Genomic DNA, 23135 nt, shown 5'->3' on the forward strand with positions numbered 1-23135 from the left:
CTGATGCGCGCCGGGCGCCGCGGGCGCCCGGCGCCGCGCTGTCCTGCCGCCTTGGCCCCCGCGCCGATCCAGGGCAGGAACGTCGATATCGAGCCGTGGACCCGCCCGGAGGAGGCTTCCCTCGCCGCTCTCGGCTACCCTACGCGGCGCGGGCGCGACGCACGCCAGGCAGCGGGGTGCGCCGCCGCGCGGAGCAGCGATGAAATCGGACTGGATCGATCTCGGGCCCCTCTCCGGATTTGCGGAGGAGCAGCCGGTGCTGCGCAAGGACGGCGAGGGGCGGCGCTTCGCCTGCGTCCGCCGGGGCGGCGAGGTGCACGCGCTCGACGATCGGTGCCCCCACCAGGGGTACCCGCTCTCGGAGGGGGCGCTGCGCGGCGGCGTGCTGACCTGCCCGTGGCACAACTGGAAGTTCGACGTCGCCTCGGGCGCGTGCACGTTCGGCGGCGAGCCGGTGCGGCGCTACGCCACCCGCGTCGACGGCGGGCGCGTGCTGCTCAACCGGGCCGTCGACACCGCGGCCGAGGTGCGGCGCCTCGTCGCCGGCCTCCGCGAGGCGATCCTGCGCGACGAGCCGGAGCGCGCCCTGCGCGAGGGCCTCCGGCTCGGCGCGCTCCCGCTCCACCACGCGGAGGGCGGGCTCGGCGCCCTCCACCTCGCCTTCGAGGTGCTCGCCAAGGACGGGGCGGAGCGCGCCGAGCACGGCTTCGACCACGGCCTCGCGCTGCTCGCGGACCTCTGCGCCTGGATCGAGCGCGGCTGGGTCCCCCCCGAGGAGGCGTTCGTGGTCGCCGCCCACGCGGTCGGCCAGGCGTCCGCGCGGCTCGGCCCGCGCGGCAAGGGCGCCGGCAGGGCCGGGGGCGGCTCGCCGCTCGCGCGCATCGCCGACTTCGAGCACGACGAGCCCGCGAAGGTGAGCGAGGCGCTCGCGGCCGAGCGGCGCGACGAGGCCGAGGCGCGGATGCGCGAGCTCGTCGAGGTCCGCGGCGCCGCCGGCGCGCGCCGGGCGCTCATGCCGTTCGTCGCGCGGCACCTCTACGACTACGGGCACGGCGCGATCTTCCTCGCGAAGGCGCTCGAGCTGGCCGGGCGGTTCTCCGCCGCCGCCGACGAGGTCCTCGCCGCCTCCACGGTGCACCTCGCCTGGGCCACCGTCGACACGAGCCTCCCCCCCTTCGCCGCCACGCGCGCCGCGCTCGCGCGCCTCGCCGGGCTCTCGCTGCCCGCGCGCGCCGGGGAGCGCCCCGCGGCGGAGGGCGCTGGCGCGGCGCCGCTCGACGCGGCGGAGCGCGCCGCCTTCGAGGCGGAGGTGCTCGCCGGGGAGCGCTCGGCCGCCGAGGCGACCGTCGACCGGCTCGCGCGCGGCGCGGCCCCGCTCGCGCTGCTCGGCGCGATCGGGCACGCCGCGGCCGTGCGCCTCGCGCGCTTCGACGCGGCCTGGGAGCAGCGCCTCGACGCGGAGGTCGGGGTGCTCGACGTCACCCACGCGGTCACGTTCGCGGAGGCGGCCATCGCGCTCGGCCGCGAGGCGCTCCCGCGGGAGGCGGCGCAGCTCGCCGTGCTCGCGGCCGCCTTCGTGGGCAAGCTCCGCAAGGCGGACGCCGCCGTGCCGCCCGCGCCGCCCGCCCGGCCGGGGGGCGGCGCGCTGCTCCAGGCGGCCGCGGCGCGCGACGTCGGGGCGGCGATCGCCGTCGCGCGGGAGCTCGACCCCGAGGGCCGCCGCCGCGCCTACGCCGAGCTCGCCCCCTTCGCCGCGTTCGACGCCGCGGTCCGGCCGATCTCCACGGCGCACGCGGTGAAGACGCTCGAGGCGCTGCACCGGCTGGAGGCGGCCGATCCCGCGCCCGACGGCGCGTACCTGGAGGCGCTGCTCACCACGATCGTGCCGGCCCGGCAGGAGCTCCGCGTGCGCCGGATGGCGGCCGTGGCGAGGAAGTTCATGTGCGATGGGCGGCCGCCCGAGGGGCTGTATTGAGCCGCGCGACGACACGCGAGGTGGGGCCGGCGCGCCGGCGTGACAGGCGCGCCACGCGCGAGGCGCGCGATGGCGATGCCACGACGTCATCGACGCTCGCCGCGAGGCGCCGCCCGGCGCCTCGCCTTGTGGCCAGGAGAGGATCCTTCATGCTACGGACAACCGATGCGGCTTGAGCCTGGATCCCACGTAGCGCCGCACCTCACGCTCGTCAGCCTCCTCAGGATGGGGGGGGACGGGAGCATCTGGACGGCACACCACCTCGGGCTCGACAGGGAGGTCGCCGTCAAGTTCATCTCGGCGTGGCTCGCGACCGACCGGACCGCGGTCGCGCGGTTTCACCGCGAGGGCGCGCTCATGGCGAGGATCAAGAGCCCTCACGTCGCCGAGGTCCACGAGCACGGCGTCACCGACGACGGCCTCCCGTACATCGTGATGGAGCTGCTCCGCGGGGAGGGGCTGTCCGACCGGCTCGCGCGCGCCGGGCGCCTCTCGCTCGAGGAGACGGCCGCCCTCGTCGAGGGCCTCTGCAAGGGGCTCGCCGAGGCGCACCGACTCGGGATCATCCATCGGGACATCACGCCCGAGCACGTCTTCCTCGCCGACGCCGGCGGGGGCCCCTGCGTCAAGCTGCTCGATTTCGGCGTGGCCAGGGGCGAGGTCGACCCGGACGGGACCACGCTGACGGCCACGGGCGCGGTCGTCGGCAGCATCGTTTACATGAGCCCCGAGCAGTTCTTCAACCCGAAGGAGGTCGACGGCCGCTCGGATCTCTGGTCCGTGGCCGTCATGGCGTACGAGGCGCTCACCGGCGCTCCGCCGTTCGAGCAGAGGGGGCTCGAGGCCTTGCTGGAGGCCATCCGGGTCGGCACCTTCCCGCTGCCGAGCCAGCGCCGCGCCGACGTCACGCCTGCGGTGGACGCGTGGTTCATCAAGGCCCTGTCCCGCAAGCCGTCCGACCGCTTCGACACGGCCGAGCAGATGGCGGACGCGCTGCGCCGGGCGGCCTCCGGGCAGCCGGCCGGCGCGCCGGTCCCGGCGCGCGCGCCCGGCGAGGCGGGCTAGTCCTCATGGCGCGCGCCCGCATCCCGAGGCGGTCGAACCACGAGCTCGTGTTCCGCAGCGCCCGCAAGGGCGAGGAGGGGACGCTCGCCACGGTCGCCTACCGCGCGTTCCAGGCGGGCGACCCGGAGGCCTGGCTGCGTCATTTCACCGAGCACGCGCACCTCGCCATCGAGAACGTGATCGTCGCCGAGACCGACGGTCAGCTCGTCGGGCACGCCACCTCGCTCGACCTGACGATGAGCTTCGCGGGCGCGGACGTGCCCTTCCAGGGCCTCGCCTCGGTCGCGGTGCTGCCGGAGTTCCGCCGCCGCGGCATCGCGGATCGGCTCGTGCGCGAGAGCCTCCGCCGCATGCGCCGCCGCGGCGAGGCGCTCACGCTGCTCCACCCCTTCCGGCTCTCGTTCTACCGCAGGTTCGGCTACGGCGTCTGCGAGCTCAGGGACGTCGTGCGCACCTCGCCCGATCGGCTCCCGGACTCGGTGCTGCGCCGCCACGTGCGCGCCTTCTCCCGCCCGCGGGACGAGGCGCTCGTCAAGCAGGCCTACGATCTCGCGCGCGCCGACACGACGGGGCAGCTCAAGAGGAGCGACTACTGGTGGGACGTGCGCGTGTTCAAGCGCTCCTCCAGCGGCGCGGTCTACGTCGACCCCGGCTCCAAGGCGATCGCCGGCTACCTGCTCTTCGACGTGCCGGAGGGCGACGCCTACGGCGTCCAGCACCTGCTCGTCCGCGAGCTGCGCGCGCCGACGCCCGGCGCGTACCGGGGGCTCATCGGCTTCCTCGGCGCGCTCGGCGACCAGTACGAGGTCGTGGAGCTCATGCTCCCGCGCGGCCAGGGCGCGCCCCTGCTCGACGAGCCGGGCGTCCGCGACGAGCCGCTCCTCGTCGACGGCGCGTCGCGGCACCCCGGCCTGTGCCCGCCCGCGCCCGTGACGCGCCGCCGCAACGTCCTCGGCCTGACGGCGGCCGGCGCGATGGGGCGCATCGTCGACGTCGCCGCCGCGCTCGCGCTGCACCCCTCGCCGAGGCGGCACGGCGTCCGGGGCACCATCGGCCTCGACGTCGAGGATCCCGTGTTCACCGACGCGCCGCGCGCCTTCGACGTCACCTTCGCCGCGCGCGGCGTCCAGACGACGCCCGGCAGCGCGGCGGGAGACCGGCTCTCGCTGTCGATCGAGCGGCTCACGCAGATCTATTTCGGGGCCGCCTCGGCGCGCGATCTCCTGAGCCAGGGCTTCGTGGTGGGCAGCGCCAAGGCGGCCGCGCTCCTCGACGCCGCGTTCTCCGGGCCTCCCCTGTTCCTCGGCGCCTTCAACGGGTTCTGAGCGCGCCGAGGCGCGACGGGGCGCGGCGCTCAGCCGACGCGGCGGCTCCGGAGGAAGAGCTTGAGCGAGCGCGAGCTCAGCCGCGTCGCCTCCCCGCCGCGCCGCGCCTCGGTGGCGAGGTCGTCGGACGTGTCGACGAGGAGCTGCCACGGCCTGGGATCTTCGCCGAAGGGCAGGCAGAAGGGGAGGTCCTCCGGGGACGCGTTCAGCATCAGCATGAAATCGTCGTCGACCAGGCGATCGCCGGCCTCGTCCACGTCGTCCAGCCCCTCTCCCGACAGGAACACGCCCAGGCTCTGCGTGCACGGGTTCGCCCAGTCCTCGTCGGTCATCAGCTCGCCGTCGAGGCGGTACCACTGGATATCGTAGGTCTTGCCGCCGCGGATCGGCCGCCCCTTGAAGAAGGTCGAGCGCCTGAGCGCGGGGTGCTCGTGCCGGACGCGAATGCACTTGCGCGTGAACTCGAGGAGCGCCCGCGCCGGCTCGTCCCAGGCCCACGGCTGCCACGTGAGCGGGCTGTCCTGGCAGTATCCGTTGTTGTTTCCGTGCTGCGTGCGCCCCCGCTCGTCGCCGTGGAGGATCATGGGCGTGCCCTGCGAGAAGAGGAGCGACGCCATGATGTTCCGCATCTGCCGGGCGCGCAGCGCGAGGATCTCGGGGTCGTCGGTGGGGCCCTCGACGCCGCAGTTCCAGGATCGGTTGTCGTCCGCGCCGTCGCAGCCGCCCTCCCCGTTGGCCTCGTTGTGCTTGTGGTTGTACGAGACCAGGTCGGCCAGGGTGAAGCCGTCGTGGCACGTGACGAAGTTGACGCTCGTGTACGGCTTGCGCCCGCTGTTCTCGTAGAGGTCGCTGCTCCCGGTGAGCCGGAACCCGAGGTCCGAGGCGATGCCGCCGGAGCCGCGCCAGAAGTCGCGCAGCGTGTCCCGGTAGCGGCCGTTCCACTCCGCCCAGCGCACCGGGAAGTTGCCCACCTGGTAGCCGCCGGGGCCGACGTCCCACGGCTCGGCGATGAGCTTCACCTGGCTGAGCACCGGGTCCTGATGGACGATGGTGAAGAAGCTCGAGAGCTGGTCGACGTCGTGGAGGCCGCGCGCCAGCGCCGCCGCCAGGTCGAACCGGAACCCGTCGACGTGCATGTCGAGGACCCAGTACCGCAGCGAGTCCATGATGAGCTGGAGCGCCTGCGGGTGGCGCACGTTGAGGGTGTTCCCCGTGCCGGTGTAATCGAAGTAGTAGCGCTCGTTGCCGGGCACGAGCCGGTAGTACGTCGGGTTGTCGATGCCGCGCAGGCTGAGCGTCGGGCCCAGGTGGTTGCCCTCCGCCGTGTGGTTGTAGACGACGTCGAGGATGACCTCGATGCCGGCGGCGTGGAGCGCCTTCACCATCTCCTTGAACTGCCGCACCTCCGAGGCCACCTCGGCGCCCGCCCGGTAGCCGACCTCCGGCGCGAAGAAGCCGATCGTGTGGTAGCCCCAGTAGTTGCGGAGCCCCTTGTCGAGCAGGAGCTTCTCGTGCACGAACGCGTGCACGGGCAGGAGCTCGATGGCCGTGATGCCCAGGTACCGCAGGTACCCGAGGATGGCCGGGTGCGCGACGCCCAGGTAGGTGCCGCGCAGCTCCTCCGGCACCTCCGGGTGCAGCATCGTCAGGCCGCGGACGTGCGCCTCGTAGAGGACGCTGCGGTGAAACGGGATGCACGGGCGCCGGTCGTTGCCCCAGTCGAAGGAGGGATCGACCACGACGCCGAGGGGAGCGCCGAGCGCCTCGCCCTCCGACGCGAGGAGATCGCCGTCCGGCTCGTCGATGCGATGGGCGAAGGCGTCGGCGTCCCACTGCACTCGCGAGGCGAGCGCCTTCGCGTACGGGTCGAGGAGGCGCACCCGCGGGTTGAAGCGCAGCCCCCGCTCCGGGGCCCACGGCCCGTGGACGCGGTAGGCGTACTTCTGGCCTGGTCCGATCTCCGGCACGTACACGTGCCAGACGAAGGAGGTGCGGTGTCGCACCGGGAGGCGCTGCTCGTTCCCCTCGTCGTCGACGAGGCACAGCTCGACGGCCTCCGCGTTCTCCGAGTAGAGCGCGAACTGCGTCCCGACGCCGTCCCACGTCGCGCCGAGCGGGTACGGGTCCCCCGGTCGCAACCCCTTGCGCTTGTAGATCATGGTGGACTCCAGGCCGACTGCGGTCCCCCCCTCGTCGGCCCCCAGAGGTGAGCGATGTGGGATGCTGCGCTCGCTAGGCGCGAGCGCGCCGGCTGTGCATGACGTCGGTCACCGCGTCCGCCACGCTGCGCGCCATGCCCTCCGCGACCCGGAGCGTATCCGCCTGGTCGCCATCGGGGGAGCACACCCGCAGGCGTTCGATCGTGTCCGCAAGCCGCCGGGCTAGCTCGCACGCCTCCGCCATGGAGGGTGATGCATCGAGGGGGGTCCTACGCGAGGCGTGGGAGACCAGATCGTCGGTCGGCGTCATCGTGGTTGAAATCATGTCTGGCTCCTTCGATATCAGTGATGCCTACAGTCCGCTACCGCGACGAGCAGGCATCATGCCAGAGTAGCTCCAGCGCGACCACCCATCGCGGACGCAACAGGGCGCCACGGCTCCGGAAAGGCGCCGTCGCAAAGCCGCCACAGGTGGGGCGATCTGTCCCCCCACAGGACCAGTCCGCAGGTCCGTCCGGAGGGCCAGCATCCGCCCGGGCCCACGGCACACGCCGGACGGCCAGTGGCCCTCATTTCCAGTCCCGGGCGGGCCCATTTCCAGTCCAGGGCGGGCCCATTTCCAGTCCAGGGCGGCTCATCGCCGGTCCTGGTCAGGCGTAATTCCGTCCTTGTGCGAATCAAGCGGTCTGTCGGGGAGGAGCTCGCCTCCATCGGCCGTGGCCGATGTTCCGCCTTGGGGCAAGCGGACGGGCGCACGAGCGCTCGCGGCCTGCTCCGGCGCCGCGTTCCGCATTGGGGTGAGCTGGTCCGTTTTCTCCTGGAGCTGCGCCGTGATTCCCGTGAGGCGCTCCACCTCGGCTCGTTGCCTGTCGACCTCGGCGCTCGTCCGGCGCAGCTCGTCCTGCAACCGCGCCGTGGCGGCGCGTTCCGCCCTGAGCGCATCTTCCACGGAGCCGAGCACCGATTGCGCTGGGCGCTGGGTCGGGATCGACACCTGGTGTGCCGCCGCGCGCGCGCCCTCCAGCTTCCGGGCGGCGAGCTCGGCCGCCGCCGCGGCGTGGTGCGCCTTGACCTCGAGCGCCGCCGCCTCGTCGGCCATCCTCGTCGCGGCCCTCTCGAGCTGCTGCGCCCGCCGCGCGCGCCCGGCCGACCGGCCCGCCCGCCTGCGCGCGTCCTCCGCCGCGCGCTGCGCCGCGTCCGCCTGGGAGCGCCGCTCCCGCGCGAGCGCCGCGGCCGCGTCGCGGCCCCGGATCGCCTCGGCGAGCTCCTGCTCCGCCCGCCGCCGCGCCTCTTCCAGCGCCGCGAGGCGCGCCTCGTTGCCCTGCTCCAGCCGCTCGATCACCTGCTGGTCCCGATCCCGCCGCGCGCTCTCCTCCTCCAGCGCGAGCTGCAGCCGCTGGTAGAGGACGAGCGCCACGATGAGCGACCCGGCCATGAGGGCCACGCTCGCGGCGAGGACCGAGACCATGCGGCGCTGCGCGCGCACCTGCTGCTCGGCGCGCTCGCGCTGGGTCCGATCGAGCTCGGCCTGCTGCCTCCCCTGCTGCTCGCGGCTCCACACCGCCTGCGACGCCTGCAGGAAGTCGCGCTCGTCCGGGGTCACGTCGTCGCGCCCGGTCGCCCAGGCGAGCGCGATCTCCAGGGTGCCGCCGCGGAGCACGTGGTCGTCCTTCTTGCCCGAGTCCTTCCAGATCTGGAGCGGCTCCGTGAGGAAGCGCCGGGCGAGCTTCTCCTCGACCCAGGCGCGGTTGAACACCTCGGCGAAGATGCGGCACCGGACGCGGAGCACGGCGGCGTCGCCCGCGCGCCGCTCGGCCGCGAGCCCCGCGATGCGCAGCCCGAGCTGGCGCGGGTTGTTGCCGTCCACGGGCACGGGCTCGCCGTCGAGCAGGCGCTGGTAGAGGTGGAGCATCACCGGGATGCGGGCGTCCGGCCGGTCGCCCGCGAAGCGCCGCTCGGCGTCGAGCAGGATGGGATCGTCGACGCGGCCGCTCGACAGGAACAGCCGCCGCACGAGCGCCGCGACGCGCTCGCCGGCCGGGAGGCCGCGCTCGTCCGGGCCCTCGCGCGTGAGCCAGTAGCAGAGCCGCTGCGTGAGCGCCGGGTGGCCGTCGGTCCAGTCGAGCACCGCGTCGAGCAGCGGCGCGGGATCGCCGCCGGCGCGCGCGAGGCCTGGGAGGAACGTGTGCGCCTCGTCGCGGGTGAAGTCGTCGAGGCGCACCGCGAGCGAGGTGTTGAACGGCGTGCGCTCCGGATCGGCCACGAGATCGAGCGGCGCCGCCACGCCGATGAGGCAGAACGTGAGCCGGGACCAGCGCGGGCCCTCGCTCCGCGCCTGGTGCGTCGCGCGGATCAGGCCGAAGAGGTCGTCGCGCGAGAAGGGCAGCGAGAGGGTGACGTCGATCTCGTCGAGGAAGAGGACCGCCGGGGGGCCCTCCTCGCCGAGGACGAGATCGTGAAGGAACTGCCGGAAGCGGCGCACCGCGGACATGCGGCGGTGCCGGCGCCAGAAGGCGTCGAGGTCGTCCCCGATCGCGAGCTCCTCGGCGACGGCGGACGCGACGCTGAAGTACCACGCGTCCGCGCTGGCGCCGCTGCCGATGCTGGTGAGATCGATCGAGGCGCAGCGGACGCCGTCCGCGCGCAGCCGCTCCTGGGTCCGCACGCGCAGGCTCGACTTGCCGATCTGCCGCGGGGCGAGCACGTGGCACGGCTCGCCGCGGGAGAGCCGCTCGAAGAGCTCGTCGTCGGCGCCGCGCACGACGTAGAGCCCCGCGCCCGACGCGTCGACGATCCCGCGCCCCTCGGGCTGGAAGCTGCCCGCGGGCGCGGGTCGTGAAGGCGCGCCGCCGTCCGGCCGGGGAGCGCGCGCGCCGCTCGCGGGGGCTACAGGCATCGATCGCACACCCCGCGGAAGTAGCCCTCGTAGAGCGGATACCGGATCTGGTGCGCCCCGGGGCCGCCGCGCAGGAGGCCGGCGCCGCGCAGGCGGTCCTCGACGTCCGGGTGGAGCTCGGCGCCGCCGTCCGCGAGCAGGCCGCAGAGCGCCTCGAGCAGCTCGGGGCTGAGCTTGCGGCGGAGCTGGCCGAGGAAGTCCGCGTAGACGCCGCCGCCGCTCGCGGCGCCCTCGACGAGCGCGCGGACGGAGGCGCCGTGCAGCGCCGCCTCGTACATCGCGACGCGGAGCAGGTACGGGTGGCCGCCGACGAGGCCGGTGAGCAGCGCCCGCTCCTCGTCGGTCCACGGCAGCCGGTAGAGCGCCTGGAGCTCGCGGACCTGCGCTTCCCCGAGGTCGTCGAGCCGCACGAGGAGCGCCGCGTTGAAGAACGGCGAGCGGTGGATCTCCTCCTTGAGCAGCGTCGGCTCGGTCGACACCGCGATCGCGATGCGCAGCCGGTCCCAGGGCGGGGTGTTGCTCTCCTGCGCCCAGGAGCGGAGCAGCCCGAGCACGTTCTCCCAGAAGTTGAAGCGCGGGAGCTGGTCGGCCGACTCGATGGCGAGGATGAGCCGCCCGGTGACCCTGTGCAGCACGTGGTGCTTGAGCAGCCACGACAGCCGGCGCGCGGGCGTGAGCGGGCGCGCCCACGCCTCGGCGGTCCAGGCGTCGTCGCCCTCGACGCCCTCGACGACGCGCGAGGCGAGCTCGTGGAGGAAGTCCTCGTACGAGTCCTGGGCCTCGGGCCCGAACGCCGCGAGCTCGACGAGGACGGCGCGGCTCTGCTTGCCGGCGGCGGCGTCGTCGCGCAGGGCGGCGTCGAGCACGTGGCGGAGCACCGCGGTCTTGCCGGAGCGCGCCGGGCCGAGCAGCACCACGGGGCTGCCGGCGTCGGAGAGGCCGGCGAGCGTGCGCCGCTCGAGGTCGCCGTGCTTGACGTAGCAGTCGGGATCGTAGCCCGCGGTCGGCGCCAGCGCGGCCGGCGGGGGGGCGGAGGCGCGCCCGGGCGGCGGGGCCGACGACCCGGGGGCGGCCGGCCGCTCCGGCCCGAGCGCGGCCCTGAGCGCGCGGACGACCGCGTGCAGCCCCTCGTGGCGCTCGGACCACCGGTAGAAGACGGGCTGGACGCCGTACTTGCCCTGCAGCCGCTGGCGCGTCGTCCCGGTCTCCTTCTCGGCGTCGTGCGGCAGGATCGCGAAGTGCCGCGGCTCGCCGGGCCCCATGTGCGCCTTGACGGCCCGGAACATCCCCATGAGGTCGAGATCGGAGAGCGAGAAGCCGATGGACACCACCCGCTGGGCGGCGAGCAGCGCGAAGAGCCTGGGCCAGGTGTCGCTCGCCCGGACGTAGCGCTCGGTGTAGTCGCGCTCGGTGAGGACGATGCTGTCCGGGTTGTCGAAGCGGCCGTGGAGGTAGACGTAGCGCCGGCCGAACTGCGCGTCGCCGATGCGCTGGATGAGATCGCGCAGGTTCGCGGCCTCGCTCCAGCACACCGCGAGCGCCCTGGATCGATGGAAGACGGCGGCGTGGGCCTGCTCGAGGACGGCGTCGTAGTTGGTGGTCAGCACGTGCCGGAACGGCAGCGCCACGAGATCGCGGTGGAGCTCGTCGAAGGCGGCCTCCTCCGGGCCGAACAGCGCCCGCAGGAGCTCGGCGTACCTGTCGGCCCCGAGCAATCGCCGGTACTCTTCCGCCTTCCAGAGCAGATCCGCCTCGGCGGCGAGCGCGTCGATCTTGGGCTGCGCCAGCGGATCGTCCTCGACGATGCGCGCGGCCATGCGATCGAGGAGCCCGGTCCAGAGGGGATAGCCCACGCGCGCGCTGCTGCCCGCCCCGACGAGCGCGAGCGCGGCGCCGGGCCGGAGCGCCTCGACGAGCTCGTCGAGCGCTCTCCGGTTGCCTGGGTCGTCCATGAGCCAGCCGTCCATGAAACCTCTCTCGAGGAGAGAGGCGCCCGGAGCGCCCCCCTCGCCCGCTCGGGATCGTACCACCCATGTCAGACGGGACTCGGCTTCCGGGATGCGAGCCGAGCGGTGTTTTTCCCGTGGTCACAAGGGGCGGTAGCAGCGCCCCTGGGGTCAGGTTAGTATCGGCCTCACCGTGACAGCCGCCGGTCGAGCGCGCTGCGGTCGAGAGAGCCCATGATCGGAACACTCCAGGCGAAGCTCGAGTATCTCAGGAGCAAGAACATCCACAAATGGCTTGGCGGTTATGCCCGGCAGAGGCTCGAGAACGCCCGCGCTCCACGCCCGAGCGGCCCGCGGCACCTCCTGTTCGCGGTCTGCGATCACTGGGAGCCTGGGTGGGAGAACGCCACACCCGAGGTCGGCGACGCGCGCGTGAGGGCGTGGTCAGAGCGGTATCCGGAGATGGCCGGGGCGTATCGCGACGCGGACGGCCGGCCTCCGCGTCACAGCTTCTTCTTTCCGGGGGAGCAGTACACGCCGGGCTGGCTCGACGCGCTGGCGGACCTCACGCGGCGCGGCTTCGGCGAGGTGGAGCTGCACCTGCATCATCACAACGACACGCTGGAGAACCTGCGCGCGGACATCCTCAGATACCTCGACATCCTGGGGAAGCACGGGCACTTCTCGCGCGGCGCGGACGGACGCATGCGTTACGGGTTCATTCATGGCAACTGGTGTCTGGCGAACTCGGGGAGGGACTCGAGCAACTGCGGGGTGGATGCGGAGCTGCCGCTCCTCTTCGAGACGGGCTGTTACGCCGACTACACGTTCCCGTCGGCTCCGGACGAATCGCAGCACGGCATCGTGAACCAGATTTACTGGCCGACGGGCAACCTGGCGCGCCGGGGGGCCCATACGGTGGGAGAGCGGGCCAGGGTTGGCGAGGTGCTGGAGGACAGGATCCTGATGATCGAGGGGCCGCTGGCGCTGGCGCTGAGGCGGCGCGGGAGCCGGCTGCGGGTGCGGATGGAGTACGGGGCGCTCCAGGCGATCGATCCGCCGACGCCGGAGCGGGTGAAGACGTGGGTGGATCAGAACATTCACATCGAGGGGCGGCCTGAGTGGGTGTTCGTGAAGGTTTATGCGCACGGGGCGCCGGAGGACCAGGCGGAGTCTTTGCTCGGCGCGGGGGGCCATGCGTTGCACCGGGAGCTCACCACCCGGTACAACGATGGCAAGGAGTGGGTGCTCCACTACGTGACGGCGCGGGAGATGTACAACATCGCGCTCGCGGCGCTGGAGGGGAAGACGGGGGACCCTGGGGATTACCGGGATCACCGGCTGAAGCCGCCGCCTTGCGCGAGCTGACGCGGGCGCGCGCGGGGCCCCGCCGGACTCGCATGGCCGAAGACTCGCCCTTGAACGGGCGAGTCTTCGGCTGAGTATGCTCAGACACGGCCCGTCCCCACGCGCCCGCGCACGACACCTCTCCTCCTCGAAAGCTCTCCACGAACACCCCTCCCCGGGCCGGGCAACCGCTCCGGGCCGGGCAACTACGCGCTTCCCAAGCTGTTCGAGGCGCCGACCACCTCCTCCAGGAGCGCCCGATAACGCCTGCCAACGACATCCCACGAGAGCGCCCCCACCGTGCCCCGCAGCGCCTCCGGCTCCCACGCGGTCTCCAGCGCGCGCACCAGCGCGGCCGCGAGCGCCTCCGGATCGCCGGCCGGGACCAGCAGGCCATTGCCCCCCTGCCCCTCCCGCAGGAGCTCCGGCACGCCGCCCACCCGGCTCGCCACCACGGGCCGGCCCGAGGCGAGCGCCTCCAGGACCACGTTCGGACAGCCCTCCCGGCGGCTCGGCAGACAGAACACGTCGCACGCCGCCATGTAGTCCGGGATCTCCGCCGGCAACACCCAGCCGAAGAGCTGCACGCGGCCCGACAGGCCGAGCTCGCTCACCCGCGCGCGCAGCGGCTCGAGCAGCTCGCCGCCGCCCACCATCATGAGGTGCACATCGCGGCGGCCCGTCCGGTCGAGGTGCGCCATCGCCTCCACGAGGACGTCCACCCCCTTCTCCGGCACGTGGTAGCCGGCGTAGAGCACCACCTTGGCGTCCGCCGGGACGCCGAACCGCTGCCGCGGCGCGGCCCGCTCCCGGATCACGAACCGCTCGCCGTCGACCGCGTTGTGCTGCACGACGACGCGCCCCCGCGGCACCCCGAGCTCCACGAGGCGGTCGCCGAGCGCGCCGCTCACCGCCACGACCCGGGCGCAGCGCCGGAGCGCCGGCGCGATCTGCGCCCGCAGCACGGCGCTCCTCGGCTGCTCGTTGATGTCGCTGCCGAGCACCGTCGTGACGATCGGCACCCCCGCCTCGCGCGCGAACAGCTCCGCCGCGACCGTGTCGGGGTAGGCCCACGCGGCCAGGATCACGTCGTAGGGGAACTCGCGGCGCAGCTCGGCCATCGTGCCCCGGAGCGACGCGTGGACCCCCCGCGCGTGCAGGGCCGGCAGCCCCGGGATCGACCAGTAGGTCGGGAAGAGCGCGTCGATGCCCGTGTGCGTCTCGCGCGTGCCGCGGAGGATCTCGTGGCGCGCCCCGCGCGCCCGCGTCCACCACGGCGTCGGGGCCACCAGCCTGAGATCGCAGCGGCGCGCGAGCGCCCGGTACGTCTGGTAGCTGTACGGCGCCATCGTCGGCCGCCGCTGAGAGGGATAATGATGCGTGAAGACGAGGACTCTCATCGCGCGCCGGTCACAGGAGGCTGAAGTAGAGCTGCTCGTACTTGCGCGTCATCTCCTCGAACGAGAAGTCATCGCGGACCCGCGCGTGCCCCGCCTCGCCGAACCGCCGCCCGAGCGCCGGATCGCGCGCGAGCCGCTCGATCGCGCCCGCGAGCGACTCGGGATCGTCCACCGGGACGAGCAGGCCGTGCTCCTCGCTCCGCACCACCTCCGGCACGCCGCCGACCGGCGTCACCACGACCGGCAGGCCGCGCGCCATGGCCTCGAGCACCGCGAGCGGCAGCCCCTCGTCGCGCGAGGGCAACACGAAGAAGTCGGCGGCGAGGAGCAGGTCGGGCACGTCCTTGCGGAACCCGAGGAAGCGCGCCTCCCCGCCGTCGATCCCGAGCGCCCTCGCGAGCTCGTGGATGCGGTCGCGCTCGGCCCCGTCGCCCACGATGAGCACCGTGACCGGGACGCCGCGCTCCTTGAGCCGCGCGAGCGCCCGGAGCAGCACGTCGTGCCCCTTCACCGGATGGAACGCCGCCGGCATGATCCCCACGGACGGGGCCGCCGCCCCCTGCTCCGCGCCCGCGCCGAGGCCGAGCTCGGCGCGCACCTCGTCGCGCGTCCGCCGCGGCGGCGCGATGTCGATCCCGTTGTGGATGACAGAGATGTTCCTGGCCACGCCCACGGCGCCGCTCTTGTTCGCGGTGTCCTGCGAGCAGCCGACGACGGCGTCCGCCTCGCGCCACTCGAAGCGCGAAGGGACACGGATGATGCCGCGCGTCTGGGCGTGATCCGTGAAGACGAGCCGCGCCCGCGTGAGCAGCTTGCCGACCGTGGCGTAGTGGAGCGACGTGGGGTTGTGCGCGTGGATGACGTGCGGCCGCCGGCGCGCGAAGGCGAGCGACGCCCGGGCGACCCGCGCGAGCACGCGCCCGCGCAGCACCGTGACCGGCAGCGCCCGCTGCCGGGCCAGGTCCTCGAGGGGCCCGCCGTTCAACGCGAGGACGGAAGCGTCGTGGCCGTGGCGCCGCTGCGCCTCGGCCAGGCGCAGCACGAAGTGCTCCATGCCTCCGCCGTTCAGGCTGCTCACCGCATGGACGATCCGGAGCGTAGAAATCCCCATGGAAGCTTGCTACCCGAGTCGGGTCTCTTGTTGAAGCCCAAACGGCACCGTCAACCACGCTGCCGTGTCCCCCGCGCGGCGGGCGCCGCGCGGGGGTCGGAGATCACGTTACCACCTCGCCTCACCGCCACCTCGCTTTTTGATTTGGCGCGCGGAAGCGGGTACTAAACGAGCATGACCCCTGAACTTCGGCGCGCCCTCGACCAGGGTTTGCGCCGCGTGCCAGGCATGGACGCCGCGAGGTGGCTGCTCACCGTGCGGCTCGAGACGCTCCGGGCGCTCCTCGCGCGGCGGCTCGACGAGCACCCGCTGCCGGTGCCCGACGCCGTGACCCCGGGCGAGATCCCGTCCGTCGCGGAGCTCGGCCCGGGGGACCGGGTGCTCGCCGAGATCGATCAAGATGGCTTTGCCTTCGCCATCCACCCGGCCGACGTCCCCTTCTTCAACCGCCGCAGCGAGAAGATGCCGCGCCTTCGCTACCGGCTGCACGTCGTGCTGCGCAAGGGCTACGTCTGCGTCCGCAAGCGCTTCGTCGGCCAGCCGAGGAACGCCGCGCTGAGCGCGCACCTGTTCAGCCTGGCCGGCCTGTTCTTCTACAACGAGGCCGCGGCGCTCTTCCGCCTGCGCGACCTCCCCGGCGTCCCGAGGATCCGGGATCTCCACCTCGCCACGCGCACGCTGTTCATGGATTTCGTGCGCGGCCAGACGCTGCAGCACAAGGTCGCCGAGGGCGGCCAGAAGGTGCTCGACATCGACCTCGCGCCGCTCGGGCAGCTGTTCGACCCGGACCGCGACCGGCGAGAGATCGAGGCGTTCGCGCGGGGCGGCGGCGACGCCTATTGCGGCCGCGTCGAGGAGATCCTCCGGGCGATGCGCGCGCGCGGCGTCGCGCCGCTCGACGTCAAGCTCGGCAACGTGATCGTCGGGCAGAAGACGGGCGGCCTGTACTGGGTCGATTTCGAGCGGGCCGCGCTCGAGGGCATCCCCCACTACCGAGAGCGCCTCGCCGAGCACCATGACCTCGTGAGTCAGTGGTTCGGGATCTCGCTCCCAGGCGACGGCGGAGCGTGATGCGCGCCGGGCGCGGCGGGGGCGATCGATGACGGGTGAGCAAGGCAGAGCGGCGCGGGGCGTCATCGAGCGGCTCGGGGACAAGGCCGGGCGGGCGTGGCCGAGCATCGAGGCGGCCGCGCGGCTCTCCGCGGAGACCCGGGCGCGGCTCGCGGCGCTGCTCCGCGAGGAGATCCCGTGCGACACGAGCGTCGTGGTCTTCGGCTCGCTCGCGCGGGGCGAGTACACGACCGGCAGCGATCTCGACTGGACGCTGCTCATCGACGGCCAGGCGGACGAGGGGCACTTCAGCCAGGTCCAGGCCATCACGAGGATCCTGAGGGAGGCGAAGTTCCACGAGCCGGGGCCGACGGGCGTGTTCGGCAACGTGGCGTTCAGCCACCCGATCCTGCACCAGATCGGCGGGCAGGAGGACACGAACAAGAACACGACCCAGCGCATCCTGCTGCTCCTGGAGTCGCTCGCGATCGGCAAGCCGGACGCGCACGAGCGGGTGCTCCGGCTCGTGCTCTCGCGCTACGTGGAGGACGATCGCGGGCTGCACTATGGCAGCAAGCGCGAGATCATCCCGATGTTCCTCTTGAACGACATCGTCCGGTACTGGCGCACGGTCGCCGTCGATTTCGTCTACAAGCAGCGGGAGCGGAGCTCGGGCTGGGCGCTGCGCAACGCGAAGCTCAGGATGTCGCGGAAGCTCATCTTCGTCAGCGGGCTCATCACCTGCTTCGGCTTCGAGCTGTTCGGCAAGGACCGGGCGGCGTGGGCCGGCGACGGCGTCATCTCGACGCCAGCGCTCGTCCGCTTCCTGAGGGATCGCATCCGGGTGACCCCGCTGGAGAGCCTGGCCGAGGTGCTGCTCCGGCCCTCGATCTCGGCGGAGACTGCGCGCGCGCTGTTCGACAGCTACGACGCGTTCCTCGCGCTCCTGTCGAACGAGGAGGAGCGCGGCCGGCTGAAGCAGCTACCGCTCGACGACCACCTGGGCCACGATCCGACCTTCAAGCGGGTGCGCGACATCGGGCGCGCGTTCCAGGACGGGCTCAACCGGCTCTTCTTCAAGGAGGACGACGAGCTCCGCGAGCTCATCCAGCGGTACGGGGTGTTCTGATGCGACCGATAGGGTACTCGACAGGGGCGCTCGCGCTGAGCGACGTGGAGCGGGCGCTCGCGATGCTGGAAGGCAGCTCCGCGACCGCGGTGGAGCTCTCCGCGCTGCGCATCTCGGAGCTCAGGCCGCTGCTCCGGCTGCTCGGCTCGCTGGACCTCTCGCGGTACCGCTACGTGTCGTTCCACGCGCCGAGCCGCTTCGACGCGGCGGAGGAGCGCGCCGTCGCCGACGCGATGGCGGAGGTGGCCGCGCTCGGGTTCCGGGTCGTCCTGCACCCCGACACCGTCCATGATCTCGCGGCGTGGCGGCAGCTCGGGGGCCTGCTCGCCATCGAGAACATGGACAAGCGCAAGCGGACCGGCCGCACGGTCGAGGAGCTGAAGGCGTTCTTCGAGGCGCTGCCGGAGGCGTCGTTCTGCTTCGATATCGGCCACGCGCACCAGGTCGATCGCACGATGACGGAGGCCCATTTCCTCGTGAAGCAGCACGGGCCGAGGCTGAGGCAGCTCCACGTGAGCGAGGTGAACGCGGGCAGCCGCCACGACGCCCTGAGCCAGTGCGCGGCGCACGCGTTCCAGCGGGTCGCCGCCCACGTCCCGGGCGACGCGGCGCTGATCCTGGAGGCGCCGGCCACGCCGGAGGAGCTGGAGCGGCAGATGGCGATCGCGAGCGCGGCGCTCTCGCCGCCGATCGTGGCGGAGGCGCCTCCTGCCTGAGCCGGTCCGCCTCGCGAGGACGGCGCCCGGGCGTCGAGGCGCTACGCTCCTCGCGCGTTCGTCGCGCTGAGGGCCGGAACCGAAGGAAGCCACGATGAAGCTGAAGACGCTGGCGGCCGCGAGCACCGCGGCGCTCGCCGTCCTGTCGCTGCTGACGGCGAGCGGCCTCACGCTCAGCACGTCGACCATGGACCGGGAGGTCACGCGCCTCTCCGACATGGTCCGCGAGGTGCGATCCATCATGGAGCTGGAGGTCCACCTCCTCATCCACGAGCGCGAGAGCGTCCGCGCGGCGCTGACCCAGCACCCGGAGCACGCCCGCGCGCGCGACGCGGCGAGGGCCAAGCTCGAGCGGTGGCTCGAGGACCTCCGCGCGGCCCCCGTCTCCGGAGAGGACGCCGACCTCCTCCAGGAGGCCGAGCTCGAGGTGGAGCACTACCTCGCCGTGCGCGCGGACCAGGCGCACACCGACGGGCAGGCGCTCTCGCCGGTCGAGTCGTCGCCCGTGACCGCGGATGAGGCCGATCACGCCTACGCCGCGCTCGAGGAGGTGCTCTCGACCAAGCTCGCCGAGGCGCGGGTCGCCCGCGTCCGCGTCGACGAGGTGAAGAGGCGCTCGGAGGCCGTGAGCATCGGGTCGGCGTCGATGCTGCTCCTCGGGCTCCTGCTCGCGCTGTGGCAGGCGAGCAAGCAGATCTACCGCCCGCTCCTCACGATCCGCACGGCGATCGATCGCTACGGGGCGGGCTCGCACGACGAGCGCGTGCCGCAAGGCGGGCTCGACGAGCTGCGCGCGATCGCGGTCGCGTTCAACGAGATGGCGGCCGCCCTGGCCGAGCAGCGCCGCAAGCAGCTCGGGGTCCTCGCGAGCGTCGCGCACGATCTGCGCAACCCGCTCACCGCGCTGAAGCTCACCGTCGACCGCCTGAAGCCCGACCGGCCCCTCCCGCCCGAGGAGCGGCTCAGGCCGATGTTCGCCCGCATCGGGCAGGAGGTCGCGCGCTGCGACCGCATGCTCACGGATCTCATCGACATCGCGCGGATCGAGGGCGGCGAGCTCGAGCTGCGCTACGAGGAGCGGGACGCGCGCGAGCTCGCCCGCGAGGTCGTGGAGCTCTACCGCCCCACGGCGGACTCGCACGAGCTCACGCTGTCGCTCCCCCACGAGCCCGTGCCGCTCCGCTGCGATCCGCTGCGGATCGGGCAGGTGCTCAACAACCTGGTCGCGAACGCCATCAAGTACTCGCCGAGCGGCGGCGCCGTGCAGGTCACCGTCGCGCGCGAGGGCGCCGAGATCGCGATCGCGGTCTCGGACCGCGGCGTCGGCATCGCGCCCGAGGACCACGCGCGGCTGTTCGATCGCTACTTTCGCGCGCCGTCGTCGCGCCAGGTGGCCGCGGGGGTCGGCCTCGGCCTGTGGGCGGCGCAGCGCATCGCGGAGGCGCACGGCGGGCGCATCGAGGTGACGAGCGCGCCCGGCGAGGGCTCGACCTTCACCCTCCGCCTCCCCGTCACCGAGACCGGCTATTGCACCAGAGCAGCGCGGCCCTAGAGCTCGTCCGGGTCGAGCTCCCAGCCGAGGAGCCCGGGCGTGCGCGCGCGGTGCCTGCCGAGCGTGTCGCCGGGCAGCCGGGGGCCGTCGGCGGCCCAGCGGGCGGTGAAGGCGTCGCGCAGCACGAGCTCGGCCAGCTTGCCCCGCGGCGAGAAGCCCCACTCGGCCTCCTGCGAGACGTCGTCCGGATCGGCGTAGAGCCGCCAGACGAAGAGCCCGGCGCAGGTGCGCGCGTCGAGGAACGGCGCCATCACCGCCGCGTAGGCCTCGGCCTGCGCGCGCTGATCGACGACGACGTCCTTCATCCCGTCGGGCCACTCCCACGGCCGCACCGCGGGATCCCGCCGCGTGGTGTAGCCGATCTCGGTGAGCAGGACCGGCTTGCCCCACGCGCGCGCCACCGCGTCCACCTCGGCCGCCACCTCGCGCCCGCCGCGCAGGAGCTCCTCGAACGACGCGCCCTCCCGCTCCGCGAGCGGGTAGAACGCGTTGATGCCGATGAGGTCCAGGGCGTCGAGGATCATCGTGTGCTCGACGTCGTCCCAGTTCGCCGAGTAGGTGAGCAGCCCCGGGTACACGCGGCGCACCGCCTCGATGATCGGAAGGAAGCTCTCGGCCCGCGGCGTCGTCACCCAGCTCCGCAGCTCGACGCCCACGCTGAGCATCTCGGCGCCGCCCTCGCGCGCGACCTCGGCCCACGCGAGCAGGAATCTCCGGTACGACGCGGCCCAGCGCGCCCAGCCGGCGTCGTCCCCCGGGTCGATCAGCGCCCGCCACTCGCCGCTCTCGACCCAGAGGTGCGGGACGATCAGCACCTTGAGCCCGCGCGCGTGCGCCTGCGCGATCGCCGAGAGCACGTTGCGCCGGTTCTCCTCGAACGGCGCCTCGAAGACGAGGTCGACGCCGGTGCCCTTGCCGTCCCACACGCGCCCGAACGGCGTCAGGCTGACCCAGGTCGCGCCCATGGCCACCGCCTCATCCATCGCCCGCGCGCTCGCCGCGGTGCCGTAGCCGCGGCCCGGGTGCCGCTGGTTCTCGATCGGCCCGATCGTCACGCCGCGCACGGCGCCCCAGCCCGACCTGGCCCACCCTGCCGCCCCGTAGGGCAGGTGCTCCGGCGCGATCGACGGCGCGGCGCCCGGCGGCGCGATGCCCGGCGGCGCGGCGCCCGGCAGCGCGGCGCGCGCGGGTCCACAGACCCCCGCCGCGGTCACGGCGAGCGCCGCGGCGGCCGCGCGGGCGAGCGCACGTCCCTCTCGACTCATCGCTGGCACGGGCGCGTTATACACAGGCGAGCCGCGCGCGGGATCGCAGACGTGACGCAGCGCCCAGGCGCCGCGTCACTCGGCCTTTGGGCGCTGCGCGCCGCCGCTCGCCTGGGGCTTGCTTTGCGCGCCGCCGCTCGCCTCGGGCTTGCCCTGCGCGCCGCCGCTCGCCCCGGGCTTGCCCTGCGTGCCCGCGCTCTCCTCGTACGGGTCCTGCGCGTCCGCGCTCTCGTCGGGCTTGCCCTGCGCGCCCGCGTCCTGCTCCGGCTGCTGCTGTGCGCGCTCGGCCTCCTCGCGCTGCTTCAGCGCGCGCGCGAGCTCGTCACGCTGCCGCCGCGCGTGCTCGAGGCGCTCGCGCCACTGCCGCTCGCGCTCGATGATCTCGCGTCGCAACCGCTCGCGCTCGGCCTCGGCGAGCCCCGGAGGGGGCCGCACCTCGTGGGGGAACCCGCCCGGCGCCATCGCGTCCGGCAGCGCGCCGGCCGAGCCCGCGGCGGCGGCAGGCGGGGCCTGGACAGGCTCCTCCGGCGGGGGCGGGGCGGGCTCGCTCGGCCGCACCGTCGCGGCCAGGGAGCGCGCCGCGTGGAGCGCGCGATCCGCCACGCCCTTGGTTGCAGGGAGCGCAGGCTCCCCGGCGTCGAGGTTCCCCGCCTGAACGAGCCACACGCCGCCGATCCCCGCGAGCAACCCGGCGGCGGCGAGCCCGACCGCGAGCCGCGGCGCCCACAGCGACGGCGCGCGGCGCACCCGCGTGAGCCGCTCCGTCCTGGCCGGCCCCCGCGCCTCGGGCGGCGGCGTGACGCGCGGCGCCGCGGGCGCGCTGACGCGATGCGTGGACGCGCGATCGCGCGGAGCGGCCGGGTCGTCCTCTGCCGCCGGCGATCCCGGCTCCTCCCCTGTCGCCCGCGGCCCCGGCTGCATCGCGGCGCGCTCGCTGGGCAGCTCCGGCGGGCTCACCGTCACGACCTCGGGGGGCGGGCGGCTCGTCCGGAGGGTCTCGCCGCCGTCCCATGACGCGCCCGCGTGCGACACCAGCGTGATCTCGGAATGGCTACCGCTGATCGTGGACGCGTCCCACTTGGCCGTCGACTCGAGGTCGGCCGGGAGGAGCTCGTCCGGCGACATCCTCGGCAGGTCGGCCAGCGTATCGGGCGCCCACTCATCGGCGGCAGGGTCGGGGTTCGGCTTCGCCATACGCACGGTCTCGTCGGCCCGGAGCACCTCCCAGACGCGCTCGGCCGCGGCCTCCGCGGCGTCGCCGCCGAAGCGCGCGAGGGCGAACGCGAGCTTCGCGACGTCCGGGAAGCGCCCGTCCGGGTCCTTCTCGAGGCAGCGTACCAGCACCGCCTCGAGCTCGCCGAGCTGGATGTGCGGGGGGACGCGCGCGGGCGGCTCGTTCAGGACCCGGGAACAGACGTCGATCTCGGTCTCCGCGTCGAACGGGCTCGCGCCGCACACGAGCGCGTACCCGACCGCGCCGATCGACCAGAGGTCGGCGCGCTCGTCGATGCCGCCCGCCGACCGCATCTGCTCCGGCGCCATGTAGAGCAGCGAGCTCCGCATGGCGCCCGAGGCGGCGTTCGGCCCCTCGCTCTCGAGGCCGCAGGCCACGGCCGAGACGCCGAAATCGAGCACCTTCACGCTGGGCGCGCCGTCCGCGCCGAAGCCGAGGATCAGGTTCTCGGGCTTGATGTCGCGGTGGAGGATCCCGATCGCGTGCGCCTCGGCGACGGCCTCGCAGATCTGCAGCAGGTACTTCACCGCCTCCCGGATCCGGAGCGGCCCGCGGCGCCTCAGGTAGCTCGTGAGATCGCTCCCCTCGACGTACTCGCTGGCGACGAACGGCGCGCCGCGGTGGCTCCCCACGTCGAGGATGCGCGCGACGTACCTGCCCGAGAGCGAGCGCGCGGCGCGAGCGCCCCGGAGCAGCCGCTCGACGGCGAGCTTGTTCTCGGCGATCCTCGGATCCACCCGCTTCAGCGCGACGCGCCGGCCCGACCGGAGATCGCTCGCGAGCTGGACGACGCCCAGGCCGCCGGCGCCGATCCGGGTCTCCACCGCGTACCTGCCGGCGACGAGCTCCTGCGTCCCCGGGCTCCCCTCGGCCGCCCGCGGCGCGGGCTCGGCGTCGGCCCGCTGCCCCGGGGCCACGCGATCCTCTGCTCTGGGCTTCAGCGACGTCAACGCACTGCCTCGGTG

General features: G+C 73.7%; 16 protein-coding genes. 8 read left to right on the top strand and 8 right to left on the bottom strand.

Annotated elements, in window-relative coordinates; genetic code table 11:
* The first annotated feature begins 199 nt into the window (after positions 1–199).
* From WMF31_RS30390 to WMF31_RS30400, 3 genes are all read left to right on the top strand, one after another.
* Positions 200–1975, top strand: coding sequence for a Rieske 2Fe-2S domain-containing protein (locus WMF31_RS30390; RefSeq protein WP_436605297.1), 1776 nt, complete (start codon positions 200–202; stop codon positions 1973–1975).
* Between the two features lie 165 nt (positions 1976–2140).
* Positions 2141–3040, top strand: coding sequence for a serine/threonine-protein kinase (locus WMF31_RS30395; protein ID WP_436605298.1), 900 nt, complete (start codon positions 2141–2143; stop codon positions 3038–3040).
* A 5-nt stretch (positions 3041–3045) separates the two neighbouring features.
* Entirely contained in the window at positions 3046–4365 is a 1320-nt protein-coding gene (locus WMF31_RS30400) for a GNAT family N-acetyltransferase (RefSeq protein ID WP_436605299.1), read from the top strand.
* 29 nt (positions 4366–4394) lie between these two features.
* On the opposite strand, the gene glgX is transcribed toward WMF31_RS30400, so the two are convergent.
* The 4 genes from glgX to WMF31_RS30420 all read right to left on the bottom strand — a co-directional run bounded on the left by glgX (position 4395) and on the right by WMF31_RS30420 (position 11387).
* Positions 4395–6524 carry a glycogen debranching protein GlgX gene (gene glgX / locus WMF31_RS30405; protein ID WP_436605300.1) on the bottom strand — a complete coding sequence of 710 codons (2130 nt, stop codon included), beginning with the start codon at positions 6522–6524 and terminating at the stop codon, positions 4395–4397.
* A 73-nt stretch (positions 6525–6597) separates the two neighbouring features.
* A complete protein-coding gene (locus WMF31_RS30410; protein WP_129346151.1) occupies positions 6598–6849 on the bottom strand; it encodes a hypothetical protein in 252 nt (83 codons plus the stop codon).
* A gap of 309 nt (positions 6850–7158) precedes the next feature.
* Positions 7159–9420, bottom strand: coding sequence for an AAA-like domain-containing protein (locus tag WMF31_RS30415; protein ID WP_436605301.1), 2262 nt, complete (start codon positions 9418–9420; stop codon positions 7159–7161).
* Entirely contained in the window at positions 9411–11387 is a 1977-nt protein-coding gene (locus WMF31_RS30420; protein ID WP_436605302.1) for an AAA-like domain-containing protein, read from the bottom strand. Before WMF31_RS30420 ends, WMF31_RS30415 begins: the two co-directional genes overlap by 10 nt.
* A 213-nt stretch (positions 11388–11600) precedes the next feature.
* On the opposite strand from WMF31_RS30420, the gene WMF31_RS30425 reads away from it, so the two are divergent.
* Positions 11601–12734, top strand: coding sequence for a hypothetical protein (locus WMF31_RS30425; RefSeq protein ID WP_436605303.1), 1134 nt, complete (start codon positions 11601–11603; stop codon positions 12732–12734).
* Positions 12735–12919: 185 nt separating this feature from the next.
* On the opposite strand, the gene WMF31_RS30430 is transcribed toward WMF31_RS30425, so the two are convergent.
* Entirely contained in the window at positions 12920–14113 is a 1194-nt protein-coding gene (locus tag WMF31_RS30430; RefSeq protein ID WP_436605304.1) for a glycosyltransferase family 4 protein, read from the bottom strand.
* Positions 14114–14123: 10 nt separating this feature from the next.
* A complete protein-coding gene (locus WMF31_RS30435) occupies positions 14124–15224 on the bottom strand; it encodes a glycosyltransferase family 4 protein (protein WP_436605305.1) in 1101 nt (366 codons plus the stop codon).
* 174 nt (positions 15225–15398) lie between these two features.
* On the opposite strand from WMF31_RS30435, the gene WMF31_RS30440 reads away from it, so the two are divergent.
* The 4 genes from WMF31_RS30440 (at position 15399) to WMF31_RS30455 (ending at position 19671) form a co-directional block, all read left to right on the top strand.
* On the top strand, positions 15399–16295 hold the full coding sequence (locus WMF31_RS30440) for a hypothetical protein (protein ID WP_436605306.1): 897 nt from the start codon (positions 15399–15401) through the stop codon (positions 16293–16295).
* A 28-nt stretch (positions 16296–16323) separates the two neighbouring features.
* Complete coding sequence (locus tag WMF31_RS30445) at positions 16324–17403, top strand: nucleotidyltransferase domain-containing protein (protein WP_436605307.1); 1080 nt, start codon at positions 16324–16326, stop codon at positions 17401–17403.
* The gene (locus WMF31_RS30450) at positions 17403–18119 is read left to right on the top strand and encodes a hypothetical protein (RefSeq protein WP_436605308.1); all 717 of its coding nucleotides are present in this window, start codon (positions 17403–17405) and stop codon (positions 18117–18119) included. Before WMF31_RS30445 ends, WMF31_RS30450 begins: the two co-directional genes overlap by 1 nt.
* A gap of 94 nt (positions 18120–18213) precedes the next feature.
* Complete coding sequence (locus tag WMF31_RS30455; protein WP_436605309.1) at positions 18214–19671, top strand: ATP-binding protein; 1458 nt, start codon at positions 18214–18216, stop codon at positions 19669–19671.
* Here WMF31_RS30455 and WMF31_RS30460 read toward each other — a convergent pair.
* Positions 19668–20936, bottom strand: coding sequence for a glycoside hydrolase family 113 (locus WMF31_RS30460; RefSeq protein ID WP_436605310.1), 1269 nt, complete (start codon positions 20934–20936; stop codon positions 19668–19670). The two genes, WMF31_RS30455 and WMF31_RS30460, sit on opposite strands and share 4 nt — an antisense overlap.
* Before the next feature lie 75 nt (positions 20937–21011).
* Complete coding sequence (locus WMF31_RS30465) at positions 21012–23087, bottom strand: protein kinase domain-containing protein (RefSeq protein ID WP_436605311.1); 2076 nt, start codon at positions 23085–23087, stop codon at positions 21012–21014.
* Between the last annotated feature and the right edge of the window lie 48 nt (positions 23088–23135).

This window comes from Sorangium sp. So ce1036 (genome assembly GCF_051369805.1).
Classification (GTDB): Bacteria; Myxococcota_A; Polyangia; order Polyangiales; family Polyangiaceae; genus Sorangium; species Sorangium cellulosum_F.

Bases quoted from the DNA above. Each gene is read 5' to 3' on its own strand.
- WMF31_RS30390 (WP_436605297.1), top strand. From the start codon at position 200: ATGAAATCGGACTGGATCGATCTCGGGCCCCTCTCCGGATTTGCGGAG.
- WMF31_RS30395 (WP_436605298.1), top strand. From the start codon at position 2,141: ATGCGGCTTGAGCCTGGATCCCACGTAGCGCCGCACCTCACGCTCGTC.
- WMF31_RS30400 (WP_436605299.1), top strand. From the start codon at position 3,046: ATGGCGCGCGCCCGCATCCCGAGGCGGTCGAACCACGAGCTCGTGTTC.
- glgX (WP_436605300.1), bottom strand. From the start codon at position 6,524: ATGATCTACAAGCGCAAGGGGTTGCGACCGGGGGACCCGTACCCGCTC.
- WMF31_RS30410 (WP_129346151.1), bottom strand. From the start codon at position 6,849: ATGATTTCAACCACGATGACGCCGACCGACGATCTGGTCTCCCACGCC.
- WMF31_RS30415 (WP_436605301.1), bottom strand. From the start codon at position 9,420: ATGCCTGTAGCCCCCGCGAGCGGCGCGCGCGCTCCCCGGCCGGACGGC.
- WMF31_RS30420 (WP_436605302.1), bottom strand. From the start codon at position 11,387: ATGGACGGCTGGCTCATGGACGACCCAGGCAACCGGAGAGCGCTCGAC.
- WMF31_RS30425 (WP_436605303.1), top strand. From the start codon at position 11,601: ATGATCGGAACACTCCAGGCGAAGCTCGAGTATCTCAGGAGCAAGAAC.
- WMF31_RS30430 (WP_436605304.1), bottom strand. From the start codon at position 14,113: ATGAGAGTCCTCGTCTTCACGCATCATTATCCCTCTCAGCGGCGGCCG.
- WMF31_RS30435 (WP_436605305.1), bottom strand. From the start codon at position 15,224: ATGGGGATTTCTACGCTCCGGATCGTCCATGCGGTGAGCAGCCTGAAC.
- WMF31_RS30440 (WP_436605306.1), top strand. From the start codon at position 15,399: ATGACCCCTGAACTTCGGCGCGCCCTCGACCAGGGTTTGCGCCGCGTG.
- WMF31_RS30445 (WP_436605307.1), top strand. From the start codon at position 16,324: ATGACGGGTGAGCAAGGCAGAGCGGCGCGGGGCGTCATCGAGCGGCTC.
- WMF31_RS30450 (WP_436605308.1), top strand. From the start codon at position 17,403: ATGCGACCGATAGGGTACTCGACAGGGGCGCTCGCGCTGAGCGACGTG.
- WMF31_RS30455 (WP_436605309.1), top strand. From the start codon at position 18,214: ATGAAGCTGAAGACGCTGGCGGCCGCGAGCACCGCGGCGCTCGCCGTC.
- WMF31_RS30460 (WP_436605310.1), bottom strand. From the start codon at position 20,936: ATGAGTCGAGAGGGACGTGCGCTCGCCCGCGCGGCCGCCGCGGCGCTC.